This is a genomic window from Nocardia rhizosphaerae, assembly GCF_042650365.1.
Taxonomy (GTDB): domain Bacteria; phylum Actinomycetota; class Actinomycetes; order Mycobacteriales; family Mycobacteriaceae; genus Nocardia; species Nocardia rhizosphaerae.
Map to the genome: position 1 here is coordinate 103,670 of NZ_JBHSBA010000015.1, position 21,619 is coordinate 125,288.

Below are 21,619 nucleotides of genomic sequence, written 5' to 3' on the forward strand. Positions count from 1 at the left end.
GGGCAGGCATCGGCCCCGCCCCGGCGTGCCGGACGCGCCGTGGCACCGGGCACAATGTGCGCGGTGAACAGCGAACTGGTCATCCTGATACTGGTGATCGTCACGGCACTCGCCTTCGATTTCACCAACGGCTTCCACGACACCGGCAATGCGATGGCAACCTCCATCGCGACCGGTGCGTTGCAGCCGAAGACCGCCGTCACGGTGTCCGCGCTGCTGAACCTTGTCGGTGCTTTCCTGTCGGTCGAGGTCGCCCTCACCGTGACCAACGCGGTGATCAAGATCCAGAATCCGGACGGTTCACCGAAGGCGGAGTTCACCGCGGACCACGGCCGCGCGTTGCTGATCATCGTGATGGCCGGTCTGATCGGCGGCATCATCTGGAATCTGCTGACCTGGCTGCTCGGCCTGCCGAGTTCGAGCTCGCACGCGCTGTTCGGCGGCATGATCGGTGCCGCGCTGGTTTCCGGCGCCGGCGTGGTGTGGATCGGGCACGGCAAACTCGACGGCGTGATCGGGAAGGTGATCATGCCCGCGCTGTTCTCGCCGGTGATCGCGGGCATCGTCGCCGCGGTCGGCACCTTCGCGATCTTCCGGATCGTGGCAGGCGTGGCGGTGCGGTTCACCGAGGCCGGATTCCGGTGGGGGCAGATCGGCAGTGCCTCGCTGGTCTCGCTCGCGCACGGCACCAACGATGCGCAGAAGACGATGGGCGTGATCACGCTCGCCCTGATCGGCTACAGCGCAGGCACACCCGACTCGACCGGCTTCTTCGCGTGGCACGACACGCAGGCGGTGCCGCTGTGGGTGAAGGTGGCCTGCGCCGTCGCGATCGCGGCAGGCACCTACCTCGGGGGCTGGCGGATCATCCGCACGCTCGGCAAAGGCCTGGTCGAGATCAGCTCGCCGCAAGGTATGGCCGCCGAATCCTCGTCGGCGACCATCATCCTCGCGTCCAGTCATCTCGGCTTCGCGCTGTCGACCACCCACGTCGCCACCGGCTCGATCCTCGGTTCCGGCGTCGGCAAGCCCGGTGGGCGGGTGCGCTGGAACGTCGCGTTGCGCATGGTCTCGGCCTGGGTCATCACCCTGCCCGCGGCGGGCCTGTTCGGTGCCCTGATGTGGGTGATCGCCGCGAAGATCCCCACGTTGGCCGGCCCGCTCGTCGCGTTCGCGATCCTGTGCGGCCTGGCCGGATACATGTACCTGCGCGCACAGCAGCAGAAGGTAGACCACACCAACGTCAACGCGGACTGGGAGGGCGAGCCAGATCCCGCCGCACCGTCCGCCGACACCATCGCGAGGTCCGAAGCATGGAAACTCTGAAACTCGTTCTCGAATCGGTCTGGCGAGTCCTGCTCGTCGGGCTGCTGCTCGGGGCCGGGCTGCCCGCGCTGTTCGCGGTCGGCGTGCGCGGCGCGGCGATCGGCAACGGCTACGAGGCCACCGACGGCACCACCCACCGGCCGAACCCGCTCGGCACCGTGCTCGCGGTCGTCATGTTCGCTGCCGTGATCGTCGCCGTGATACTCGGCATCACGGTCATCGTGGCCTCGGGATTCGGCTTGCGGGTGAGCTTCGAGAACATCTACCCGACACTGGTCGAGAGATAGGAGTGCGGCGATGTCTGAATCCGACCACAACGACAACCTGCTGACGCAGATCCTCGGCTGGCTGCGCGGCGGCTACCCCGACGGTGTACCGCCCAAGGACTATATCCCGTTGCTGGCCCTGCTCAAGCGCTCGCTCAACGAGCACGAACTGCATCAGATCCTCGGAAAGCTACTCGCCGAACGGCCGGACGCGGTGGATCGCCAACAGGTCGAAGCAGCCATCGCACAGGTCACCCACTCCGAGCCGAACGATGCCGAACTGCGTCAGGTGGCCGCGAAACTCGCCGCGGGTGGGTGGCCGCTGACCGGCTTCACCGGTTGAGCGGCCCGGACATGGGAGGGCCGGGCGATGCCGCCATCGCCCGGCCCGGCGCACCGGTCAGTCGCGGAAGGCGTCCTTGACCTTCTCGCCTGCGTCCTTCAGGTTCGACTTCACCTGTTCGCCACGACCTTCGTTCTCGAGATCCTTGTCCTCGGTGGCCTTACCCGCGGCCTCCTTGGCCTTTCCCGCGAGCTCCTCGGCCTTGTTCTTCGCTTTGTCCGCCAGGCTCATGTGGTATTCCTTCCGTCAGATCGCTCGGCCACCAGCGGTGGCCGTGGGCCGTCCGGTGGACCCAGGACGGCGGTACCCGGGCCGGTGCCGGACAAACGGCGCCCGCCGTGGCGATCATGTGTCGGCCACCACCCGGACGGTCCGCCGGCTCCGGTCGCCGGTGGTGGGCACACCGATGCCGCGGTCCCGCGGTGCGCGGGTAGCCGAACGGCGATTGCCCGGCGCCGGTGCGGGTACGCGCGGGATATGGAGATTCTGATACTGATCGCGCTGGTCGTTGTGGTCGCCGCGGTGATCCTGGTCCGGAAGTTCCGGGGAACTCCGCCGGATCATCCCGAATCCACGGGCAATCCGCGATGACCGGCAGGCGTGCGGGCAGGCGCGCTGGGTATTCTGCGTCCCAGCGGTGGCGGTGAGTCGGGGAGGCGGCGTGTGGGCAGATGATCGTGACACCGCGCCTCGGACGCGCACGGTCGGGTTCCAGGTGCCTGCCGAACTCGGTCAGCTCGCCATGGCTCACGCCCTCGCCGAGACGGTCCTGCTCGTCGAGGGTTTCGCCCTCGACGAGGTGACCGATTTGCTGCTGGCCGTCGACGAGGTGGTGACCGCCCTGGTACTGGTCGCCGTTCCGGGTGCGCTGATCGACTGCGCGTTCACCGCGGGCGAGGGGGCGCTCGGCGCCCGGATCAGCACCTCGGCCCGCGGTCCGGCGAGCATCGACGAGGACGCCTTCGGTTGGCATGTGGTCGCCACCCTGACCGATGCCTTGCATACCGAATACGGTGCGTTCGACTCCGCTCAGGACGGCTATCCGACGACGGTCGCCTTCGGCTGGATCCGGCGCGCGCCGGGGCCCGCTGCCGCCTGAATCGGCGATCGGTCCGAACACGGGGTATCGGATCGAGGGCGAATGGGTACCCAACCGGTATCCGACTCCCGCCCGGAAGCGAGGCACCTGGCGATGACCGAGGAAGTACGAACACATTCGCGCGGCGACAGCTACGACAACATCGAGCCCTGGTTCGAGAAGCTGCGCGACACCCCACCAGGCGACGAACACGCCGCGCTGCGCGCCCACATCATCGATCTCGGCTTGCCGCTGGCCGACCATATCGCCCGCAAGTTCACCGGCCGCGGCGAACAGTTCGACGACCTGGAACAGACCGCCCGGGTCGGGTTGGTGCTCGCGGTGGACCGCTACGACGTCAGCCGTGGCTCCTCGTTCCTGTCGTTCGCGATCCCCACGATCATGGGCGAGGTCCGCAGGCATTTCCGCGACCGCACCTGGGCGGTGCATGTGCCGCGGCGGCTCAAGGAGATTCAGCTGCGCATCGGGCCGGCCACCGAAGAGCTCTCGCAGCGGCTCGGCCGGATCCCGAATGCGCGCGAGCTCGCCGAGGAACTCGGCGTCGAACTCGCCGAGATCACCCGGACGCTCGTCGCGGGCAACGGATATCAGACCAATTCCATCGACGGCATCACCGACGACGACCGGGACAACGCCACCCCCGCGATCACCGAAGTCCTCGGTGCCGAGGAACCCTGCTACCAGCTCACCGAGGACGCGATCGCCGTCCGCCCGCTGATCGCCGCGCTGCCCGCCGAAGAGCGGGAGGTCCTGGTCATGCGTTTCTACGAGAATCTGACCCAGAGCGAGATCGCGGCGCGGCTCGGCGTCTCACAGATGCAGGTATCGCGCATCCTTGCCCGCACACTCGCCGGTCTGCGCGAGCAGGCGCTGGCCGACCCGGCGCGGGCACGGTGACGGCGGCCGGGTGCGGCGCGTGGTCTGCCGCACCCCGCGTCCGGCTCAGCGACGGTTTCCGGCACGCTCCCTGACCCGGCGGTGCTCGGCGACGACGAGTCCGATCCCGGTCAGTAGGCACGCCGCGCAGGCCAGGCCTGCGACGACGGCCCAGCCCGCGAAGCCGTATCCCGCGGCGGTCAGGGTCAGGCCGAGCAACACCAGCCCGATCGCGGCCAGGATCAGACCGGGCCAGTTGCGCACGTCCTCGATGGATTCACCCGCGTGCGGGCGTGCGGTGCGAGCGGTGTCGGGGAAGCGGTCCTCCGGCGAGGTCATCGCGGAGCTCCTTTCGTCGACGGTGTCCTGCCGACGTGATGCCCGCTCTCGGCCGGCCTAATCAGCGGTCGTCGAAAGGCATGGGACGCAACCGGATCGGCTATCCTGCTTGGAGCGATTCAGGAAGGCTCGGTATGCCCATCAGGTTCCGTCAGCGCAAGTCCTTCGGCCCGCTGAAGTTCAATTTCACCCAGAACGGCCTGTCCTCGTGGGGCTTCAAGATCGGGCCGTGGAGCTGGAACTCCCGCACCAGGAAGAACAGCGTCGATCTGCCGGGACCGCTGAGCTGGCGTCAGCGCTGAACCCGGCTCAGGACAGCGCGGGGACCTGTTCGGCAGGCCGGGGTGGTGGGGGTGGGGTGCCCTCACCGAACGGGCGGCCGCCGAGCTGTTCGCGGTGGTGCGGAGTGAGCCAGTTCGACAGGTCCGGTCCGGCGGGGACGATGCCGGTGGGATTGATATCCCGGTGCACCATGTAGTAATGCTCCTTGATCTGCCCGAAGTCGATGGTGTCGCCGAAACCGGGCGTCTGGAACAGGTCGCGCGCGTAGGCCCACAGCACCGGCATCTCGGTGAGCTTGCCGCGATTGCACTTGAAGTGGCCGTGGTACACGGCATCGAAGCGGACCAGGGTGGTGAACAGCCGCACATCGGCCTCGGTGATGGTGTCGCCGACCAGGTAACGCCGGTCGCGTAGCCGCTCGCTGATCCGGTCGAGCGCGGCGAAGAGCCGGGCATAGGCGGCGTCGTAGGCGTCCTGCGAGCCGGCGAAACCGCAGCGGTAGACGCCATTGTTGATGTCGCGGAACACCTCCCGATTGATCTCGTCGATCTCCGCGCGCAGCGGTTGCGGATACAGTTGCGGCGCGCCGGGACGATGGTGGGCGGTCCACTCGGTGGCGAAGTCCAGCGTCATCTGCGCGTAGTCGTTGGTGACGACCTGCCCGGTCCGCACCTCGACCAGCGCGGGCACGGTGATCCCGCGCGGATAGTCGGGGAACCTGGCCAGGTAGGCGTCGCGCAATCGGTGGATACCGAGGACCGGGTCCACACCGCCGGGATCGAGATCGAAGGTCCAGCTGAGCTTGTCGTGGGTGGGTCCGCACAGACCGAGCGACAGAACCGGTTCCAAGCCGAGCAGTCTGCGTACGATCAGCGTGCGATTGGCCCACGGACAGGCACGCGCGGCGACCAGCCGATACCGGCCGGTCTCGACGGGATATCCGTCGCGGCCGTCGGCGGTGATCCGCGTGGTGATGTAGTTGGTATCGCGCCGGAACTCCCCGGCCTCGACGTAGCTGCCCGCCTCGGCGTCCGCGCCGCTCATACCGCCGCCTCGCCGGGCTGCGGCACGAGTGCCGCGCATCGGCACCTGATTCGCTCACTACGCTCGATCATGCCGCCAGTCTGGCAGACTCCGGCGCCGCGGTGCACGACGCGGCGGCCGCCAAATCCCGCAGGTCGGCGCCGATGTGCGCCAGAATGGCGGTCATGCGGACATTTGCCAGGGTGTTGCATGTGGCCATCGCGTGCGTCCTGCTCGTTTCGGCTGGTCACGGCATCGCCGCCGCGGCTCCCACCGCGAGCGCGGTGCGCACCCAGCTACCGTGGACCGCCACTGGACCCGACGGCCTGCGGGCCCAGGGTGCGGCGCTGGCCGACGGTCTCACCGGCACCGTGCTGTGGTCACGCGAGGCGCACACCCGGCTGCCGATCGCCAGCATCGCCAAGGTCATGACGGCCGTCGTAGTCATCGCGAGCAACGATCTCGAACGGCCGGTCACCGTGCCCGCCGAGGCCGCGGGCTACTGCGCCGGGCACAACGGCAGCACCGCGGGCCTCGCGGCGGGGGAGGTGCTCACCGGCAGGCAGCTGCTGTACGGGCTGCTGCTGCCCTCGGGCTGCGATGCCGCCTACGCGCTCGCCGAAGCGTACGGACCGGGGCAGCAGGGCTTTCTCGCCAGGATGAACGACACCGCCCGCGTGATGGGTCTGGGCAATACGCATTTCGCCGACCCGAGCGGCCTGCCGTACCCCACCGACCACGCCACCTTCTCCACCCCCGCCGACCTCGTCGCCCTCGGCGTGCGCGCGATGGCCCTGCCGGTGTTCCGCGAGATCGTCGCCGCCCGCGACTTCGTCGTTCCCGCCGGTGCGGCCAACCGCGAGCACCACTGGTCGACCACCAACCGCCTGCTCCGCGAATACCCGGGCACCATCGGCATCAAGACCGGCAACACCAACGCCGCGGGCCACTGCCTGCTCTTCGAAACCGTCCGCGCGGGCATCCCCCTCGTCGGCGTCGTCCTGCACAGCTCCGACACCAGCAGCGTCGAGGCCAAGAACGATGCCGAACGCATGCTGAACTGGGCCTACGACCCCATCGTCGGCGCCCTGGGTTCCGCGGCACGCTGACCTCCTGCCCGTCAGCCGCGCGGGTTTGCCGGTAGGTACCAGCTCAGGGCAGCCGGATCGGGCCGCGGAACTGCCTGGCCACCGCGCCGAACCAGCCGAGATGATAGTGGCCGCCCTCGGTGCGGAAGCGGGCGCGCAGTTCGTACCAGCGCAGGCCGGGGTTGCGGTGGTGGACGTCGTGCAGATTGAAACTGAGGGCGAAGTGTTCGAGCGTGCGGGGTAGGCGCAGGTTCATCGCTTCGCGTGGTGCGTTCAGGTCTGTGCCGTAGTGGTAGGCGTTGTCGGACAACGAGATGATCAGGGCGCGGGCGCCGATCGCGGCGAGCAGCATCCAGCCGTGCGGGCCGTAGGCCAGGAAGGCGGCGGCGTGCACGGTGACGATCAGCAGCGCGTCGGTGCGGAACCTGGCCAGCACCTTCGGCTCGGCGATACGTTCGAGTAGCAGGCCGCCGACCGAATCGGGTGCCTCCACCCGCCGCGCGAGCGCCCGGATCAGCCGCGCGGGCAGTACCGCGAGCAGCAGCGCGATCACCTCGAGCAGATAGAGGCCACCGAGCAGGGTCAGGTAGAACGCGGGTGCGGCACCGCGCCAGGTGGTGTGGGCTGGATCGTAGATCTCGGCGCGTTCCCTGGTCCGGCTGTATCGATGGTGCAGCAGATGACCGGCCTTGAGCATGGCGAACGGCGACCCATAGCACACCGCGAGCAGCCGCCCGGCGCGGTCGTTGCGGGTCCGATCCCGCAGCAGCGCACCATGGATGGCCTCGTGGATGAGGGACCAGAACGGGGTGGTCGTCAGGGCGAGCGGCACCAGGATCCAGCCGAGCGCCGGGTGCAGCGGCAGCAACACCAGCGGAACGAGAAACAGCTGCGTGGCGCCGATCGCCACCGCGATCACGATGAGCCAGGCATTGCCGAGATCATCGCCTGCGGCGCGGGGGGTTCGAGTCGGTCGGGGGGTGCGGGTCTCGGTCATGCTGCGGTATCGCTCCGGGTAGATCAGCCAACTCCCGTGGCTCATCCTGCCATCGCGATGCGGCGCGCGACAGGGCCGCAAGTCCAACGCGGGTACCCGGATCGGTCGCGTCGATCACAGCGGCGCGGGGCCGCGAATCACCGGCCGGTCAGCGCGCGCCGACGATGCGCAGAGCCATCTCCGCGTAGGCCTCGCCGATGTCCTCGGGGGACCAGTCACCCTCGTCGCGGTACCAGCGGGAGATATCGATCCCGAGCGAGAGCAGGGCCACCGAGGCCATCCTCGGGTCGGGGGCATCGAAGACACCCTCGGCGACGCCACGCTCGACGAGTTCGCGGATCTCGCGGTCGATGCGCTGGCGCAGTGTGCGGATCTCGGCGTGGTGCTCGGGTGTCAGGGCGGCCAGCTCGTAGTTCACGATGCGGGCGCCGGTGTGCCCGCGCGCGTGGTGAGCGGCGAAGGCGCGGATCACCGCGCGTAGCGCGGTCGCCGGATCGGGCGAGGAGCGAGCCGCGTTCTCGACGAGCTCGACGACCGCCTGGTGTCCCGAGCGCGAGATCAGGTACAGCAGCTCTTCTTTGGACTTGTGATGCACGTACACCGCGGCCGGGCTCATGCCTGCGGCAGCGGCGATGTCGCGGGTGGTTGTGCCGTTGAAGCCCTTCTCCGCGAAGGCGGCCACGGCGGCCTCTAGCAGGCGTGCGCGGGTGGAGTCACCGCGAAGTTCGGTGGTTTCGGTCATGTCGGACGCCATTATCTCGCTGCGGGAATACCGCACCGGACCCGGGCGGTCGTGATGTGGATAACACGGTTGGTCACGGTGCGGTACTTGACGGGCCGGTGTGACCTCCTGCACTATACACACCTAAGCAAGCGCTTAGTTACCGAAGGAGTTTCCATGCCGGAAGCCGTGATCGTCGCCGCTGCCCGCTCCCCGATCGGGCGCGCGGGGAAGGGCTCGCTCAAGGAGATGCGTCCCGACGACCTGACTGTCCAGATGGTCCGTGCGGCCATGGCGCAGGTGCCGGCCCTCGACCCCGCCGAGGTGGAGGACCTGGTGCTCGGCTGCGGGCAGCCCGCGGGCGAATCCGGCTTCAACATCGCCAGGGTCGTCGCGGTGCTGGCCGGGCTCGACGCGGTGCCGGGCACCACGGTCAATCGCTACTGCTCGTCGAGCTTGCAGAGCACCCGGATGGCCCTGCACGCCATCAAGGCAGGCGAGGGCGACGTGTTCATCAGCGCGGGTGTCGAAACGGTGAGCCGCTTCGTCAAGGGCAACGCCGACGGCATGCCCGACACCCAGAACCCGATCTTCGCCGATGCCGTGGCCAGGACCGCGCAGCGTGCCGAGGGCGGAGCCGCGACCTGGACCGACCCGCGGGCGGGCGGCACGCTGCCCGATGTGTACATCGCCATGGGCCAGACCGCAGAGAACGTCGCCCAGCACACCGGCATCACCCGCGCCGAGCAGGACGCGTTCGGGGTGCGCTCGCAGAACCTGGCCGAGAAGGCGATCGCCAACGGCTTCTGGGCCACCGACATCACCCCGGTCACCCTGCCCGACGGCAGCGTGGTCGCCGCCGACGACGGCCCGCGCGCCGGGGTCACCCTGGAGGCGGTGAGCCAGCTGAAGCCGGTGTTCCGCCCCGACGGCACCGTCACCGCGGGCAACTGCTGCGCGCTCAACGACGGCGCCGCCGCGCTGGTGATCATGTCCGACACCAAAGCCAGGGCGCTCGGCCTCACCCCGCTGGCGCGGGTCGTCAGCACCGGCGTGTCCGGCCTGTCGCCGGAGATCATGGGCCTCGGCCCGGTCGAGGCGAGTAAGCAGGCGTTGCGCCGGGCCGGGCTGAGCATCGACGACATCGATCTGGTCGAGATCAACGAGGCGTTCGCGGTACAGGTGCTCGGCTCGGCCCGTGAACTCGGCATCCCAGAGGACAAGCTCAATGTCAACGGTGGCGCCATCGCGATCGGCCACCCGTTCGGCATGACCGGCGCGCGGATCACGAGCACGCTCATCCATTCGCTGCGCTACCACGACAAGCAGTTCGGACTGGAGACGATGTGCGTCGGCGGCGGCCAGGGTATGGCCATGGTGCTGGAGCGGCTGTCGTGACCGGCCGGTTCGCGGGCAAGACCGCGATCGTTACCGGGGCCAGCCGCGGAATCGGCCTCGGCATCGCGCAGCGGCTGGTGGACGAGGGTGCGAAGGTCGTCATCACCGCGCGCAAGAAGGACGCCCTCGACGCGGCCGTCGGGCAGCTCGGTGGTGCCGAGCACGCGCTCGGTGTGGCCGGGCGTTCCGACGACGTGGCCCACCAGATCGACACCGTCGAGCGCGCCGTGGCCACCTTCGGCAGCGCCGACCTGCTGGTCAACAACACCGGCATCAACCCGGTCTACGGCCCGATGATCGAGCTCGATCTCGACGCCGCCCGCAAGATCGTCGAGGTGAACTGTCTCGGCTCGCTGTCGTGGACCCAGCAGGTACACAAGCGGTGGATGGGCGAGCACGGTGGCGCGGTGGTCAACGTGTCCTCGGTGGCGGGTGTGAAGCCTGCGCCCGGCATCGGCTTCTACGGCGCAAGCAAGGCGATGCTCACCCACATCACCCAGGAGCTCGCCGTCGAGCTCGGCCCGGACATCCGGGTCAACGCGGTGGCACCGGCCGTGGTGAAGACGAAGTTCGCCACCGCCCTGTACGAGGGACGCGAAGAACAGCTTTCCGCGACTTACCCGCTCAAGCGGCTCGGTGTGCCGGAGGATATCGCCGGAGCGGTGGCGTTCCTGCTGTCGCCCGACGCCGGCTGGATCACCGGGCAGCTGCTCGTCCTCGACGGCGGCATCACGCTGACCGGCGGCGTCTGAACCATCACCCGCGAGAAGGAGAATTCCCATGAGTAACACCAGGACCGCCATCGTCACCGGTGCCGCGCGCGGGATCGGCGCCGGCGTCGCCCGCCGCCTCGCCGCCGACGGGATGGCCGTGGCCGTGCTCGATCTGAACGCCGATGCCGGTAAGCCGGTCGTCGCCGAGATCGAGGCCGCAGGCGGCAAGGCCATCGCGATCGGTGCCGACGTGGCCGACGAGGCCGCGGTCGAAGCCGCCGTCGCCCAGGTGGCCGAGGAGCTGGGCGCGCCCACCGTGCTGGTCAACAATGCCGGTGTCCTCCGCGACAACTTGCTGTTCAAGATGTCGGTCGACGACTGGGACACCGTGATGAACGTGCACCTGCGCGGTTCGTTCCTGATGACCCGCGCCGCCCAGAAGCACATGACCGCGGCCGGTTTCGGCCGCATCGTCAACCTGTCGAGCACCTCGGCGCTCGGTAACCGTGGCCAGGCCAACTACTCGGCGGCCAAGGCGGGCCTGCAGGGCTTCACCAAGACCCTCGCGCTCGAGCTCGGCAAGTTCGGTATCACCGCCAACGCCGTCGCGCCCGGATTCATCGAGACCGAGATGACCGCCGCCACCGCCGCCCGCATCGGCATCCCCTTCGAGGATTTCAAAGCCGGTGTGGCCAAGGAGATCCCGGTGGCGCGCACCGGGGTTCCCGCCGATATCGCGCACGCCGTGTCGTTCTTCGCGAGCGAGGGCGCGGGCTTCGTCTCAGGACAGGTGCTCTATGTAGCGGGAGGGCCGAAGGCATGAGGACCTTCCACGGCATCACCGAGCTGACGGCCGCCGTCGGCGCGCACGTCGGCTACTCGAACTGGCACGAGGTGACCCAGTCGCAGGTGAACACCTTCGCCGACGCGACCGGTGACCACCAGTGGATCCACGTCGACGCCGAGAAGGCCGCGCAGGGGCCGTTCGGTACCACGATCGCGCACGGCTATCTGACGCTGTCACTGGTCCCGATGCTGGTGAGCGAGATCTACCGGGTGGACGGCGTGAAGATGGCCGTCAACTACGGGTCCAACAAGGTGCGATTCCCGGCCCCGGTGCCGGTCGGCTCCAAGGTCAGGGCCGGTGTCGAGCTGCTTTCGGTCGCGCCGGTCGCGGGCGGGCAGCTGGTCACCGCCAAAGTCGTCATCGAGCGCGAGGGTGGCGACAAGCCGGTCTGCGTGGCCGAGACCGTCGCACTCGTGGTGGCATGATGACCACCGGCACCGAGCTTCCCGGGCTCGAGCTCGAGCGGTTCACCCCGTGGCTGCGCGCGGCGATCCCCGGCGCGGGCCCTGACCTCTCCGGCCGGGTCCTGGCAGGCGGCAAGTCCAATCTCACCTACGAGGTGACCGACGGCGCCACGGCGTGGATCGTGCGGCGGCCCCCGCTGGGCCACGTGCTGGCGACCGCGCACGACATGACCCGCGAGTACCGGGTGATGGCGGCCCTGCGGCAGACCTCGGTGCCGGTGCCCGCGATGTACGCGCTGTGCGAGGACCCCGAGGTCCTCGGTGTGCCGTTCTACGTGATGGAACGGGTGGAGGGCCGCCCCTACCGGCGGGCCACCGAGCTCGCCCCACTCGGACCGGGACGCACAGGGGCGATCTCGGCGGCGCTGGTCGACACGCTCGCCGACCTGCACGCGGTCGACCCCGCCGCGGTCGGCCTCGCCGATTTCGGCAGGCCTGCGGGTTTCCTCGCGCGGCAGGTGCACCGGTGGAAGAAGCAGCTCGACGCGTCGTACACCAGGGACCTGCCGCTGGCGCAGGAGCTGTACGCGCGGCTGGCCGCCGCGGTGCCGCCCGAATCGGCCGTCGGCATCGTGCACGGCGACTACCGGCTCGACAATGTGCTCACCGACGAGCGGGATCGGCTCGTCGCGGTGATCGACTGGGAGATGGCGACCCTCGGCGACCCGCTCACCGACCTGGCCCTGATGCTCGTCTACGCGCGCCTGGCCGGGCAGCTGGTCGGGGGCGCGGTAGTGGCCGATGCCAGCGAGGCGCCCGGCTTCCTCACCGAGGCCGAGATCATCGCGCGCTACACCGCGCGCAGCGATCGGGACATGTCGAACTTCGGTTTCTATCTAGGGCTCGCGGCCTTCAAGCTGGTCGCGATCCTTGAAGGCGTGCATTACCGCTACCTGCGCGGACAGACCGTCGGTGAGGGTTTCGACAGCATCGGCGCGGCAGTGCACCCACTGCTGGAGACCGGTCTCACCGCGCTGGAAGACCATCGCTGATTCGCCGCGCGCACCGAGTACCGGGAGCGACCCTGCCGGATTTCCTCGGCAGACCCGGCGACTCGGTGACGAGCCTCCCCGGATCGGCGGCCTGATTCTCGCGCTGACAGGATTCGCCTATCGACGCCACGGCGATTCCTGTTGGACAACCCGGCGTGACCTGGGAAGACTGACGTGGGTATCCGTTCTGCCCACGTCGTCGAAGGGATCTGTCATGGCGGTCGAGACCACGAACGCGTTCGACCCGGACAGCGGACCGAGCGCCGCACGCGACGCGGCCGCGGAACCGGAGTTCACGCCGTACCACCACCCCGCGGCGGGGTGGGGTGCGGCGAAATCGGTCACCGAGTTCATGATCGGCAAGGAGCGGGAACCGATCCTCGGGCCGCGCGCGATCATGAAGATGAATCACGAGAACAGCGGGTTCGACTGCCCCGGCTGCGCCTGGCCCGACTCGATCAAGGGCATCCATCTCGACATCTGCGAGAACGGGATCAAGCACGTCACCTGGGAGATGACCCACAAGCGGGTCGGGCCGGAGTTCTTCGCCGCGCATTCGGTGCGGGAGCTGACCACCTGGAGCGAGTTCGATCTGGAGAACCAGGGCAGGCTGACCGAGCCGATGGTCTACGACCCGGAAACCGACCACTATGTGCCGATCAGCTGGGCCGACGCGTTCGAGCTGGCGGGCAAGGCCCTGCGCGAGCTGGCCGACCCGAACCAGGCCTCGTTCTACACCTCGGGCCGCCTCGGCAACGAGGCCACCTTCCTGTACCAGCTCATGGCGCGTGAACTGGGCACCAACAACCTGCCCGACTGCTCGAACATGTGCCACGAGGCGAGCGGGCGCGCACTGCAGGCCGCACTCGGGACCGGGAAGGGCACCTGTGACCTGGAGGACTGGGAGACCGCGGACGCGCTGTTCATCATGGGCGTCAACGCCGCCTCCAACGCCCCGCGCATGCTCACCGCGCTGGCCGAGGCCGACCGGCGCGGCGCGGCGATCGTGCACATCAACCCCCTGGTCGAGGCGGGCGCGACCCGCACCATCATTCCGCACGAGTTCCTGCAGATGGCGACCTTCCACGCCACGAACACCAGCACCATGAACCTGCAGCCGCGCATCGGCGGCGACTTCGCGGTGATCCGTGGCATCGCCAAGGCCGTGCTCGAGGAGGCGCGGACCGACCCGAAGGCGGTCGACACCGAGTTCATCGACCGCTACACCACCGGTTTCGACGCCTACCGTGCCGTGGTCGAGGCCACGTCGTGGTCCGAGCTGGAACGCCAATCCGCGCTCACCGAGGCCGAGATCCGCAGGGCCGCAAGGATCTACTGCGACGCCGACCGGTCCATCATCAGCTGGTGTCTCGGCGTCACCCAGCACGAACACGGTGTCGACACCATCCGCGAGATCGTGAATCTGCTGCTGTTGCGCGGCAACCTGGGCCGCGAGGGCGCGGGCCCGTCGCCGGTACGCGGGCACAGCAATGTGCAGGGCAACCGCACCTGCGGCATCGACCACCGGCCCAAGCCGGAATTCCTCGACCGGCTGGCCCAGGTGTGCGGCATCGACCCGCCGCGCGAGCCCGGGCTCGACACCGTGGCCACCATCGAGGCCATGCGGGCGGGCCGGGTGAAGGTATTCGTCGGCATGGGCGGCAATTTCGCCCTCGCGGCACCCGACTCCGCCTACACCTACGAGGCACTGCGCAACTGCGACATGACGATTCAGGTGAGTACGAAACTCAACCGCAGCCACCTGGTGCACGGCAGGGCGGCGCTGATCCTGCCGTGCCTGGGCCGCACCGAACGTGACGAACAGCGCGGCGGTCTGCAGGAGACCTCGGTCGAGGACGCGATGGCCATGGTGCACCTGTCGCGTGGCATGAAGAAGCCCGCCTCCGGGCACCTGCGTTCCGAGCCGGCCATCATCGCGGGCATCGCGAAAGCGGCACTCCCGGACAGTGATACGCCGTGGGACCACTACGTCGACGACTACGACCGGATCCGTGACACCATGGCGAAGGTGATCGACGGCTTCGAGGACTTCAACCGCAGGGTCCGGTTGCCGCTGGGATTCCGGATCAAGCAGCCCGCCCGCGAACTGGTGTTCCTCACCTCGTCGGGCAAGGCCGAGTTCTCCACCGCCGACCTGCCCGACCTCACCCAGGAGGCGGGCACCCTGACCCTGGCCACCCTGCGCTCGCACGACCAGTGGAACACCACCATCTACTCCGACAACGACCGCTACCGGGGTGTGAAGAACCTGCGCACCCTGGTGTTCATGCACGAAGACGACATGCGCGAGCGCGGCCTCGCGCTGTTCGACGAGGTCGACATCACCAGCATCGCCCGCGACGGCAGCACCCGGTCCCTGCACCGCTACCAGGTCATCCCGTACGACATCCCACGCGGCTGCGCCGCCGGATACATGCCGGAGATGAACGTGCTGTGCGCGATCGGCGACTACAGCACCCAGAGCGACCAGCCGATCATGAAGAACCTGAAGGTCCGCATCGAACGATCGGTCTGAGCGTTCCACCACACTCGACTGTGACCGGCGAGTCGCCGCCGAGGTGGGCCGCCACTGTGTCCGGGGTTCCGCACCTGTCAACCGGCGCTCGGTGCGGACGGCTCGATCGCGGGCGCGTAGAGCTCGGCGATCTCGGCGGCGTACTTCTCGGCGATGATCCGGCGCTTGAGTTTGAGGGTGAGTGTCACCTCGTCGCTGCCCGCCTCCCAGAAGGTGGGCAGGATACGGAAGCGTTTGACCTGTTCGACCCGAGAGAGTGCGGTATTACCCTGTGCCACACCGGCTTCGATCGCCGATACCACCGTTGGGTCGATGGCGAGAGCGGCGGGGGAGGCGTCGGGCAGCCCGTGCGTGCGAGCGTACGGTTCGACGGATTCGGCGTCGAGGACGATCAGCGCGGTGTTGTAGGGCCTGCCGTCGCCGATCACGGCGATCGCGCCGATCAACGGGGTGGCGGCTTTGATGGCGTTCTCGACATTGGTGGGCGAGATGTTCTTGCCCGCCGCGTTGATGATCATCTCCTTCTTCCGGTCGACGACGGTGAGATAGCCCTCGGTGTCGATGTCGACGATGTCGCCGGTGTGCAGCCAGCCGTCGGCGTCGACCGCCTCGGCGGTCCGATCGGGCATCCCGCGGTAGCCCTTCATCACCAGCGGGCCGCGCACGTGCAGCTCGCCGTCCTCGCCGCGCCGGGATTCCATGCCGGGCAACAGCTTTCCGACGGTGCCGAGCTTGGCGTCGCGCGGATGGCTGACGCTGCAGATGCAGGCCAGTTCCGACATGCCCCAGATCTCCGCGATCGGGACACCGAGCCCGGCGAAGAAGCCGAGAGTGCGCGGTGGAATCGGGGCCGCGCCGGACAGTGCCCAGCGCACCCGGTCCAGGCCCAGCGCGGCGCGGATCCCGCTGAGTACGAGTTCGTCGGCGCGGGTCCACTCGGCCGCGACCTCGGCGGGCACCGGTTCGCCCGCCAGCAGGAACTCGCTGCGGGCCGCGGCCACCGACAGCGCCCACCGCATGGCCGTTCGGCGGGTTTCGTCGGGCTCGCCCGCGACCCGGAATTCGATGGCGGCCGCCAGCTTCTCCCACACCCGGGGGACCGCGCCCCAGACCGTCGGGCGCAGGTCGACCAGCGCCGCGGCGATCTGGGTGGCATCGCCGACACACGTCACCTGGGTGCCGAGCACTTCCTGCACATAGAGGGCGGTGAGCCGATCGGCGATGTGCGCGGTGGGCATGAACGAGGTGATGGTGTCGCCGAATTCGATACCGAGCACCTCGGCGATCCCCGCGACCTGGAACAACAGCGCGGCGTGCGTGGTCTCGACGCCCTTGGGGGCGCCGGTCGTGCCGGAGGTGTAGATGAGGGTGGCGACATCGTCGGGACGGACCGAGCGCCAGGTGGTCTCGAAATCGAAATCGTCCGATGCGGCGGCGAGCAGGTCGGAAACCGAGAGTGCGCCCTCGGGTGCCTCGTCGACACAGACGATGTGCTCGAGCCCCGTCCCCGCGGCCGCGAGGGCCGCCGCGTATTTCGGCTCGCAGATCGCCACGCGCGCACCGGCATTGCCGAGGACGTGGGCCAGCTGTGCGGGCGCCAGCGTGTTGTACACCGAGAATGCCGTGGCGCCCAGATGCTGCGCGCCGACCTCGAGCGGGTAGAACTCCACCCGATTGCTCATCATCAGGGCGACGGTGTCGCCCCGCCGCACCCCGAGCCCGGCCAGCCCGGCCGCGACCGCCCGCACCCGGTTGGCGTAGTCACCCCAGGTGAGGGTGACCCCGTCACCGGGGGTGCGCAGCGCGACGGCGCCGGGCGCGATCGCCGCGGTCCGCTGGAACGCGGCGGGCAGGGTGTCGACGACGGGAATGCGCATGAGACAAGGACTTTCTGATCGACCGCGGACGCGGTGGGGAGGGAGTGGCGACGATTCCTGCCGTCGCGGGCAGGCCGGGCATCGGTGTGGGAGATCGGCTCCCGACGGTCACCGGCGTCGCTCGATCGCGTGGATCAGTTCGTGCACCGTGGGATTGGCGGCCAGCGCGCGATCGAGGACGACATTGATCGCGCCGCGCAGCAGGGCGTAGGGTTCCCAGCCGCGCGGTGCGATGGTGCGCGGCGCTCGCCGGGCGATGCCGTCGGCGATGGCGCAGGCGGCGTGTTCGGCGCTGATGCGGATGTTCAGCGGCCACGGCAGCAGGCCGTCGAGCGCGCGGCCGAGGTCGTCGGTGTCGAGCATGTCGTGGGTCATGGCGGTGTCGACGATGCCGAAGTAGGCCACGCCCGCGCTCGCGCCGTGCGGGGCGAGTTCCACACGGAGTGCCCGGCCGAACTGTTCGACGGCGGCCTTGCTCATCATGTACGGCGAGCCGCCCATGCCTGGCGCGAACGCCGCGCACGACGACACCACCACCACATGCCCCGCCGTCCGCACGATGTGCTCGAGCGCGGGATGGACGGTGTTGAAGGCGCCGGTGAGATTGATGCGCAGGACCCGGTCGAAATCCGCAGGGTCCATGGTGCGCACCGTCGCGGGCACCGGGGTCACCCCGGCATTGGCGACGACCACATCGAGCCGGCCGAACCGGTGCACGACCTCGTCGATCGCCGATCTCATCCGCTCCCGGTCGGCGACATCGGCGCCGAGGGCGAACGTGCCGGGCCCGAGGGCGGCAGCGGCTCGCTCGGCCGCCTCGGTGTCGATGTCGGCGACCGCCAGCGCGGCACCGCGCCCGTGCAGGATGGCCGCCAGTTCCCGGCCGATGCCCTGCCCGGCGCCGGTCACGAGAACGACCTTGCCTGCGACCTCGTAGGTCGGTCCGAAGCACCCGGCCGGGTCGAGCCCGATCACGCCGACACCTCGTAGGCGTCGATATCGAATCGGCGCGTGCGCCTGCGATATTCGAAGCTCCACCCGGGATAGAGCCCCGCGTTCCCGCCGTCGGCGGTGGTGTAGTAGCTGTCGCAGCCGCCGGTCAGCCACACCGTGTCGGCACTGCGCCTGCGCATCTCCTCGACGAACTCCGCCTGTGCCCGCGCGCGGACCTCGACGCGGTGTTTGCCCGCCGCGCGCAGGGTGCGCAGCGCGTCGACGACGTAGGCGATCTGCGCCTCGATCATGTAGACGGCCGACTGGTTGCCCGCGGCGCCGAACGGTCCGAGGGTGCAGAAGAAGTTCGGGAAGCCCGCGACGGCGGTGCCGAGATAGGTGCGCGGGCGGACGGTCTGCAGGTCGGCGACCGACTGCCCGTCGCGGCCGACGATGCGGTCGAATACCGCGGGGGCGGAGGTGAATCCGGTGCCGAAGATGATCGTGTCGACCGGGATCTCGACGCCGGCGCCGGTGCGGATCGAGTGTGGGCCGATCTCGGCGATGCCGTCGGTGACCACCTCGACATTGTCCTGGTCGAGGGCGGGTAGATAGGTGTCGGAGAAGATGGCGCGTTTGCAGCCGATCATGTAGTCCGGTGTCAGCGTGGCGCGCAGCCGCGGATCGCGGATCTGGCGGTGCAGCTGGAGCCTGCCAAGGAGCTCGTACGGGTGCCGGAACCGGTTGTCGACGAATCCGACCAGCCCGAATCCCTCGATGAGGGAGTACCAGGTGCCGCGGACCGCCTTGCGTGCCAGCGGAAGCCGCCGCAGCGCGAACCGTTCCACGCCGAGTGTCGGCCGGTCCAGCCGTGGCACGATCCACGGCGCCGACCGCTGGAAGACGGTGAGGGAAGCGACTTTCGGCTGGATCCGCGGCACGAACTGAACCGCGGAGGCGCCGGTGCCGATCACCGCGACCCGCTTCCCGGTGAGATCGTGGTCGTGATCCCAGTGCAGGGAGTGGAACGTGGTGCCGGTGAAGGTGTCGAGGCCGGGCGGCGACGGATACTTCGCTTCGGCGAAAACACCGGCGGCGCACAGGAAGTAGTCGGCGGTGAGTTCGCCGCGGGTGGTGCGCAGCCGCCATACCTCGGCGGCCTCGTCCCAGCGCGCTTCGAGCAGTTCGGTGTTGAGTCGCACGTGCCGGAGCACATCGTGACGCGCGGCCACCGAACGCAGGTAGGCCAGGATCTCGGGCTGCGTGGCATAGGTTCTCGACCAGGCCGGATTGGGGGCGAAGGAGTAGCTGTAGAGCTGGGACGGGACATCGCAGGCGCACCCGGGATAGGTGTTGGCCCGCCAGGTGCCGCCGATGTCGTCGGCGCGTTCGAGGACGACGATGTCGTCGAACCCCGCTTCGCGCAGCTTGATCGTCAGGCCGATGCCGCCGAAGCCTGCACCGAGCACGACGATAGGGGAATGTTCACCGGGCATGGGAGATCCAGGCCTTTCGTGGTCAGAGGTCGAGCGTGAGCGCGTCGCTCGCGGCACGGGACACACAGGTCAGCAGGTGGTCGGGGCGTTCGCCCTGGACGAGTAACCGGTCCCGGTGTTCGATCTCCCCGGCCAGCACCCTGGTCTTACAGGTGCCGCAGAAGCCCTGCCTGCACGAGAAGGTGACATCGGGGGCGACCCGGCGGATCGCGTCGAGAGCCGTCTCGGTGGCACCGACCCGGACGGTTCGTCCGGTGCGGGCCAGGGTGAGGTCGAACGCGCGGCCGTCGGTCACCGGTCGTGCGGAGAACCGCTCGGTATGCAGCGAGGCGGTCGGATTCACGGCGAACACGGTGCGCTGGGCGAGCTCGAGGACCGGGGGTGGGCCGCACACGTAGACGGCGGCGCCCGGTGCCGCACCGGCGAGCACGGCGGCCAGATCGGTCGGGCCGGTTTCGTCGTCCGGGCGGATCTCGGCGTTCGCCGGGAGCTCGGCCAGCAGCGGCATGGTCTCGCGGGATCTGCCCAGATACACCAGGCGGCCACGGGCACCGGCCGCGCGTGCCATCGGCAGGATCGGCGTGATCCCGATCCCCGCGGCGACGAACAGATACGACGGCGCGGTCGTCACGAGGGGGAACGCGTTGCGCGGCCCTCTGATCCGGAGCGCGTCGCCCGCCCGCAGCGCGTGCATCTCGCGTGATCCGCCGCCACCGTCGTCGATCCGGCGGACCGCGATCCGGTAGCGGTACCTGTCGAGGGGATCGCCGCACAGCGAGTACGGCCGTTGCCGCCCGGACGGCAGGAACACATCCAGATGCGCGCCGGGTCGCCAGGCCGGAAGCGGCCCGCCACCCGCGCGGCGCAGCGAGATCCCCACCACTCCGACGGCTTCGGCACGCACGTTCTCGACTACCGTGTCGAGGTCGAAACCGCGGTGCCGCACCGGATGTGGTCGCGCGACGGCGGGCCGGGTGACGACGCTCTTGTAGGCGTCGACCGCGACGCCGAGCGCGCGCAGGCCTGCGGCGGCGCTCACCCGCGCGCCGCCGGGGAGTGCGCCAGATACCGCAGGGCGTTGTCCATCGAACCCAGCTGGGAGGGATGGAATCCCGGCCGCAGATACCGCGGCATCTCGGTGACGAAGGTGGTGAAGCTGGGGATCACGCCCCGCGCGGTCGCGCTCACGAACTGGGTGAGCCAGGAGCGTCCCTTGTCCGGGCTGGGATCCTGGCGGTAGAGGTACGCGGTCGAGACGACGAACAGCGGGAGCAGGGTGGCGGCGGCCATCAGTCCGGTGCGCGCCCGCCGTGCGTACCCGCCGTCGACATGCATGTACGCGTCGAACACCACGCTGCGATGCTCGACCTCCTCGGCGCCGTGCCAGCGCACCAGATCGAGCATGGTCGGATCCATCCCGAGCTCGGCGAGCACCTCCGATTCGAGCAACCACTCGCCGATCACGGCGGTGAAGTGCTCCATCCCCGCGAACAGGCCGAGCCGTTCGCGCAGCCACTGCTGCTTGGCCCGCCCGGTCAGGCCCTGATCGCCGAGCACCCGGTCGACCAGCCATGCCACGCCCGCGACGAAGGCCTCCACCTCGAGGCCGAGGGATTGCAGGTGCCGTCGCGCGCCCTCATGGCTGCCCGCGTGCATCGATTCCTGGCCGATGAAGCCGGTGACCTCCTCGCGCAGCCTGGGGTCGTCGATGTGGGGCAGCGCCTCGGCGAGGCAGGCGGCCATCGCCCGTTCGCCTTCCGGCAGCACCAGGTGCATGACATTGGTGACGTGGGTGGCCAGCACCTCCCCGGGGATGTAGTGCATCGGAACCGACGCGAAGTCGAAATGTACATCCCGGGCATGAATCGCGTGCGCCTCTTCCTGATAGGAGCGCGCCGTTGCACTGTTATCAGCCATGACCCGACCGTACAGTGCAACAAAAAACATCGCAATGTTGCACGGAGAATTCGCTCGGTGGTGGCTGGGTGTGGCCTGCTACCGTC

23 protein-coding genes are annotated in these 21,619 nt (G+C 69.2%); 13 read left to right on the top strand and 10 right to left on the bottom strand.

Features of this window, described 5'->3' with window-relative positions; genetic code table 11:
- Positions 1–63: 63 nt before the first annotated feature.
- Genes ACFOW8_RS22590 through ACFOW8_RS22600 form a run of 3 tightly spaced genes read left to right on the top strand, consistent with a single transcriptional unit; the run spans position 64 to position 1,935 of the window.
- Entirely contained in the window at positions 64–1,326 is a 1,263-nt protein-coding gene (locus tag ACFOW8_RS22590) for an inorganic phosphate transporter (protein ID WP_378553363.1), read from the top strand.
- The gene (locus ACFOW8_RS22595; RefSeq protein WP_378553365.1) at positions 1,314–1,613 is read left to right on the top strand and encodes a hypothetical protein; all 300 of its coding nucleotides are present in this window, start codon (positions 1,314–1,316) and stop codon (positions 1,611–1,613) included. Before ACFOW8_RS22590 ends, ACFOW8_RS22595 begins: the two co-directional genes overlap by 13 nt.
- A gap of 10 nt (positions 1,614–1,623) precedes the next feature.
- A complete protein-coding gene (locus ACFOW8_RS22600; protein WP_378553367.1) occupies positions 1,624–1,935 on the top strand; it encodes a DUF3349 domain-containing protein in 312 nt (103 codons plus the stop codon).
- 57 nt (positions 1,936–1,992) lie between these two features.
- Here ACFOW8_RS22600 and ACFOW8_RS22605 read toward each other — a convergent pair whose 3' ends face one another.
- Positions 1,993–2,166 carry a CsbD family protein gene (locus ACFOW8_RS22605; RefSeq protein WP_378553368.1) on the bottom strand — a complete coding sequence of 58 codons (174 nt, stop codon included), beginning with the start codon at positions 2,164–2,166 and terminating at the stop codon, positions 1,993–1,995.
- Positions 2,167–2,596: 430 nt separating this feature from the next.
- Here ACFOW8_RS22605 and ACFOW8_RS22610 point away from each other — a divergent pair, with 430 nt between their 5' ends.
- Positions 2,597–3,034, top strand: coding sequence for an anti-sigma factor (locus tag ACFOW8_RS22610; protein ID WP_378553370.1), 438 nt, complete (start codon positions 2,597–2,599; stop codon positions 3,032–3,034).
- A 93-nt stretch (positions 3,035–3,127) separates the two neighbouring features.
- Entirely contained in the window at positions 3,128–3,931 is an 804-nt protein-coding gene (locus ACFOW8_RS22615) for an RNA polymerase sigma factor SigF (protein ID WP_378553373.1), read from the top strand.
- Between the two features lie 45 nt (positions 3,932–3,976).
- Here ACFOW8_RS22615 and ACFOW8_RS22620 read toward each other — a convergent pair whose 3' ends face one another.
- Positions 3,977–4,249, bottom strand: a complete 273-nt coding sequence (locus ACFOW8_RS22620) for a hypothetical protein (protein WP_378553374.1) — start codon at positions 4,247–4,249, stop codon at positions 3,977–3,979.
- Positions 4,250–4,383: 134 nt separating this feature from the next.
- Between ACFOW8_RS22620 and ACFOW8_RS22625 the strand changes: the two genes are divergently transcribed.
- On the top strand, positions 4,384–4,551 hold the full coding sequence (locus ACFOW8_RS22625; protein WP_378553376.1) for a DUF4236 domain-containing protein: 168 nt from the start codon (positions 4,384–4,386) through the stop codon (positions 4,549–4,551).
- Positions 4,552–4,558: 7 nt separating this feature from the next.
- Here the strand turns inward: ACFOW8_RS22625 and ACFOW8_RS22630 are convergent, their stop codons facing one another.
- Positions 4,559–5,575, bottom strand: a complete 1,017-nt coding sequence (locus tag ACFOW8_RS22630; RefSeq protein WP_378553378.1) for a glutathione S-transferase family protein — start codon at positions 5,573–5,575, stop codon at positions 4,559–4,561.
- 164 nt (positions 5,576–5,739) lie between these two features.
- Here ACFOW8_RS22630 and ACFOW8_RS22635 point away from each other — a divergent pair, with 164 nt between their 5' ends.
- Entirely contained in the window at positions 5,740–6,663 is a 924-nt protein-coding gene (locus ACFOW8_RS22635; RefSeq protein ID WP_378553380.1) for a D-alanyl-D-alanine carboxypeptidase family protein, read from the top strand.
- 43 nt (positions 6,664–6,706) lie between these two features.
- Here the strand turns inward: ACFOW8_RS22635 and ACFOW8_RS22640 are convergent, their stop codons facing one another.
- Complete coding sequence (locus tag ACFOW8_RS22640; protein ID WP_378553381.1) at positions 6,707–7,684, bottom strand: fatty acid desaturase; 978 nt, start codon at positions 7,682–7,684, stop codon at positions 6,707–6,709.
- A 103-nt stretch (positions 7,685–7,787) separates the two neighbouring features.
- Positions 7,788–8,381 (bottom strand): TetR family transcriptional regulator, encoded by a 594-nt coding sequence (locus ACFOW8_RS22645; RefSeq protein ID WP_378553383.1) that lies wholly within the window; start codon positions 8,379–8,381, stop codon positions 7,788–7,790.
- A 156-nt stretch (positions 8,382–8,537) separates the two neighbouring features.
- Between ACFOW8_RS22645 and ACFOW8_RS22650 the strand changes: the two genes are divergently transcribed.
- The 6 genes from ACFOW8_RS22650 (at position 8,538) to ACFOW8_RS22675 (ending at position 15,310) form a co-directional block, all read left to right on the top strand.
- Complete coding sequence (locus ACFOW8_RS22650) at positions 8,538–9,758, top strand: acetyl-CoA C-acetyltransferase (RefSeq protein ID WP_378553385.1); 1,221 nt, start codon at positions 8,538–8,540, stop codon at positions 9,756–9,758.
- On the top strand, positions 9,755–10,510 hold the full coding sequence (locus tag ACFOW8_RS22655; RefSeq protein ID WP_378553387.1) for an SDR family oxidoreductase: 756 nt from the start codon (positions 9,755–9,757) through the stop codon (positions 10,508–10,510). Before ACFOW8_RS22650 ends, ACFOW8_RS22655 begins: the two co-directional genes overlap by 4 nt.
- Positions 10,511–10,538: 28 nt before the next feature.
- The gene (gene fabG, locus ACFOW8_RS22660) at positions 10,539–11,294 is read left to right on the top strand and encodes a 3-oxoacyl-ACP reductase FabG (RefSeq protein WP_378553388.1); all 756 of its coding nucleotides are present in this window, start codon (positions 10,539–10,541) and stop codon (positions 11,292–11,294) included.
- Positions 11,291–11,743 carry a MaoC family dehydratase gene (locus ACFOW8_RS22665; RefSeq protein ID WP_378553390.1) on the top strand — a complete coding sequence of 151 codons (453 nt, stop codon included), beginning with the start codon at positions 11,291–11,293 and terminating at the stop codon, positions 11,741–11,743. Before fabG ends, ACFOW8_RS22665 begins: the two co-directional genes overlap by 4 nt.
- Entirely contained in the window at positions 11,743–12,774 is a 1,032-nt protein-coding gene (locus ACFOW8_RS22670) for a phosphotransferase family protein (protein WP_378553392.1), read from the top strand. The genes ACFOW8_RS22665 and ACFOW8_RS22670 overlap by 1 nt, the downstream gene beginning before the upstream one ends.
- 214 nt (positions 12,775–12,988) lie before the next feature.
- The gene (locus ACFOW8_RS22675) at positions 12,989–15,310 is read left to right on the top strand and encodes an FdhF/YdeP family oxidoreductase (RefSeq protein WP_378553394.1); all 2,322 of its coding nucleotides are present in this window, start codon (positions 12,989–12,991) and stop codon (positions 15,308–15,310) included.
- Positions 15,311–15,387: 77 nt separating this feature from the next.
- Here the strand turns inward: ACFOW8_RS22675 and fadD11 are convergent, their stop codons facing one another.
- The 5 genes from fadD11 to ACFOW8_RS22700 all read right to left on the bottom strand — a co-directional run bounded on the left by fadD11 (position 15,388) and on the right by ACFOW8_RS22700 (position 21,533).
- Positions 15,388–17,187 (bottom strand): fatty acid--CoA ligase FadD11, encoded by a 1,800-nt coding sequence (fadD11, locus tag ACFOW8_RS22680; protein WP_378553396.1) that lies wholly within the window; start codon positions 17,185–17,187, stop codon positions 15,388–15,390.
- A gap of 108 nt (positions 17,188–17,295) precedes the next feature.
- Positions 17,296–18,162, bottom strand: a complete 867-nt coding sequence (locus ACFOW8_RS22685; protein ID WP_378553398.1) for a short-chain dehydrogenase/reductase — start codon at positions 18,160–18,162, stop codon at positions 17,296–17,298.
- Positions 18,159–19,616, bottom strand: coding sequence for a flavin-containing monooxygenase (locus ACFOW8_RS22690; protein ID WP_378553400.1), 1,458 nt, complete (start codon positions 19,614–19,616; stop codon positions 18,159–18,161). Before ACFOW8_RS22690 ends, ACFOW8_RS22685 begins: the two co-directional genes overlap by 4 nt.
- Positions 19,617–19,638: 22 nt before the next feature.
- Positions 19,639–20,655 carry a PDR/VanB family oxidoreductase gene (locus tag ACFOW8_RS22695; protein WP_378553402.1) on the bottom strand — a complete coding sequence of 339 codons (1,017 nt, stop codon included), beginning with the start codon at positions 20,653–20,655 and terminating at the stop codon, positions 19,639–19,641.
- Positions 20,652–21,533, bottom strand: a complete 882-nt coding sequence (locus ACFOW8_RS22700; RefSeq protein WP_378553404.1) for a metal-dependent hydrolase — start codon at positions 21,531–21,533, stop codon at positions 20,652–20,654. Before ACFOW8_RS22700 ends, ACFOW8_RS22695 begins: the two co-directional genes overlap by 4 nt.
- Positions 21,534–21,619 lie beyond the last annotated feature (86 nt).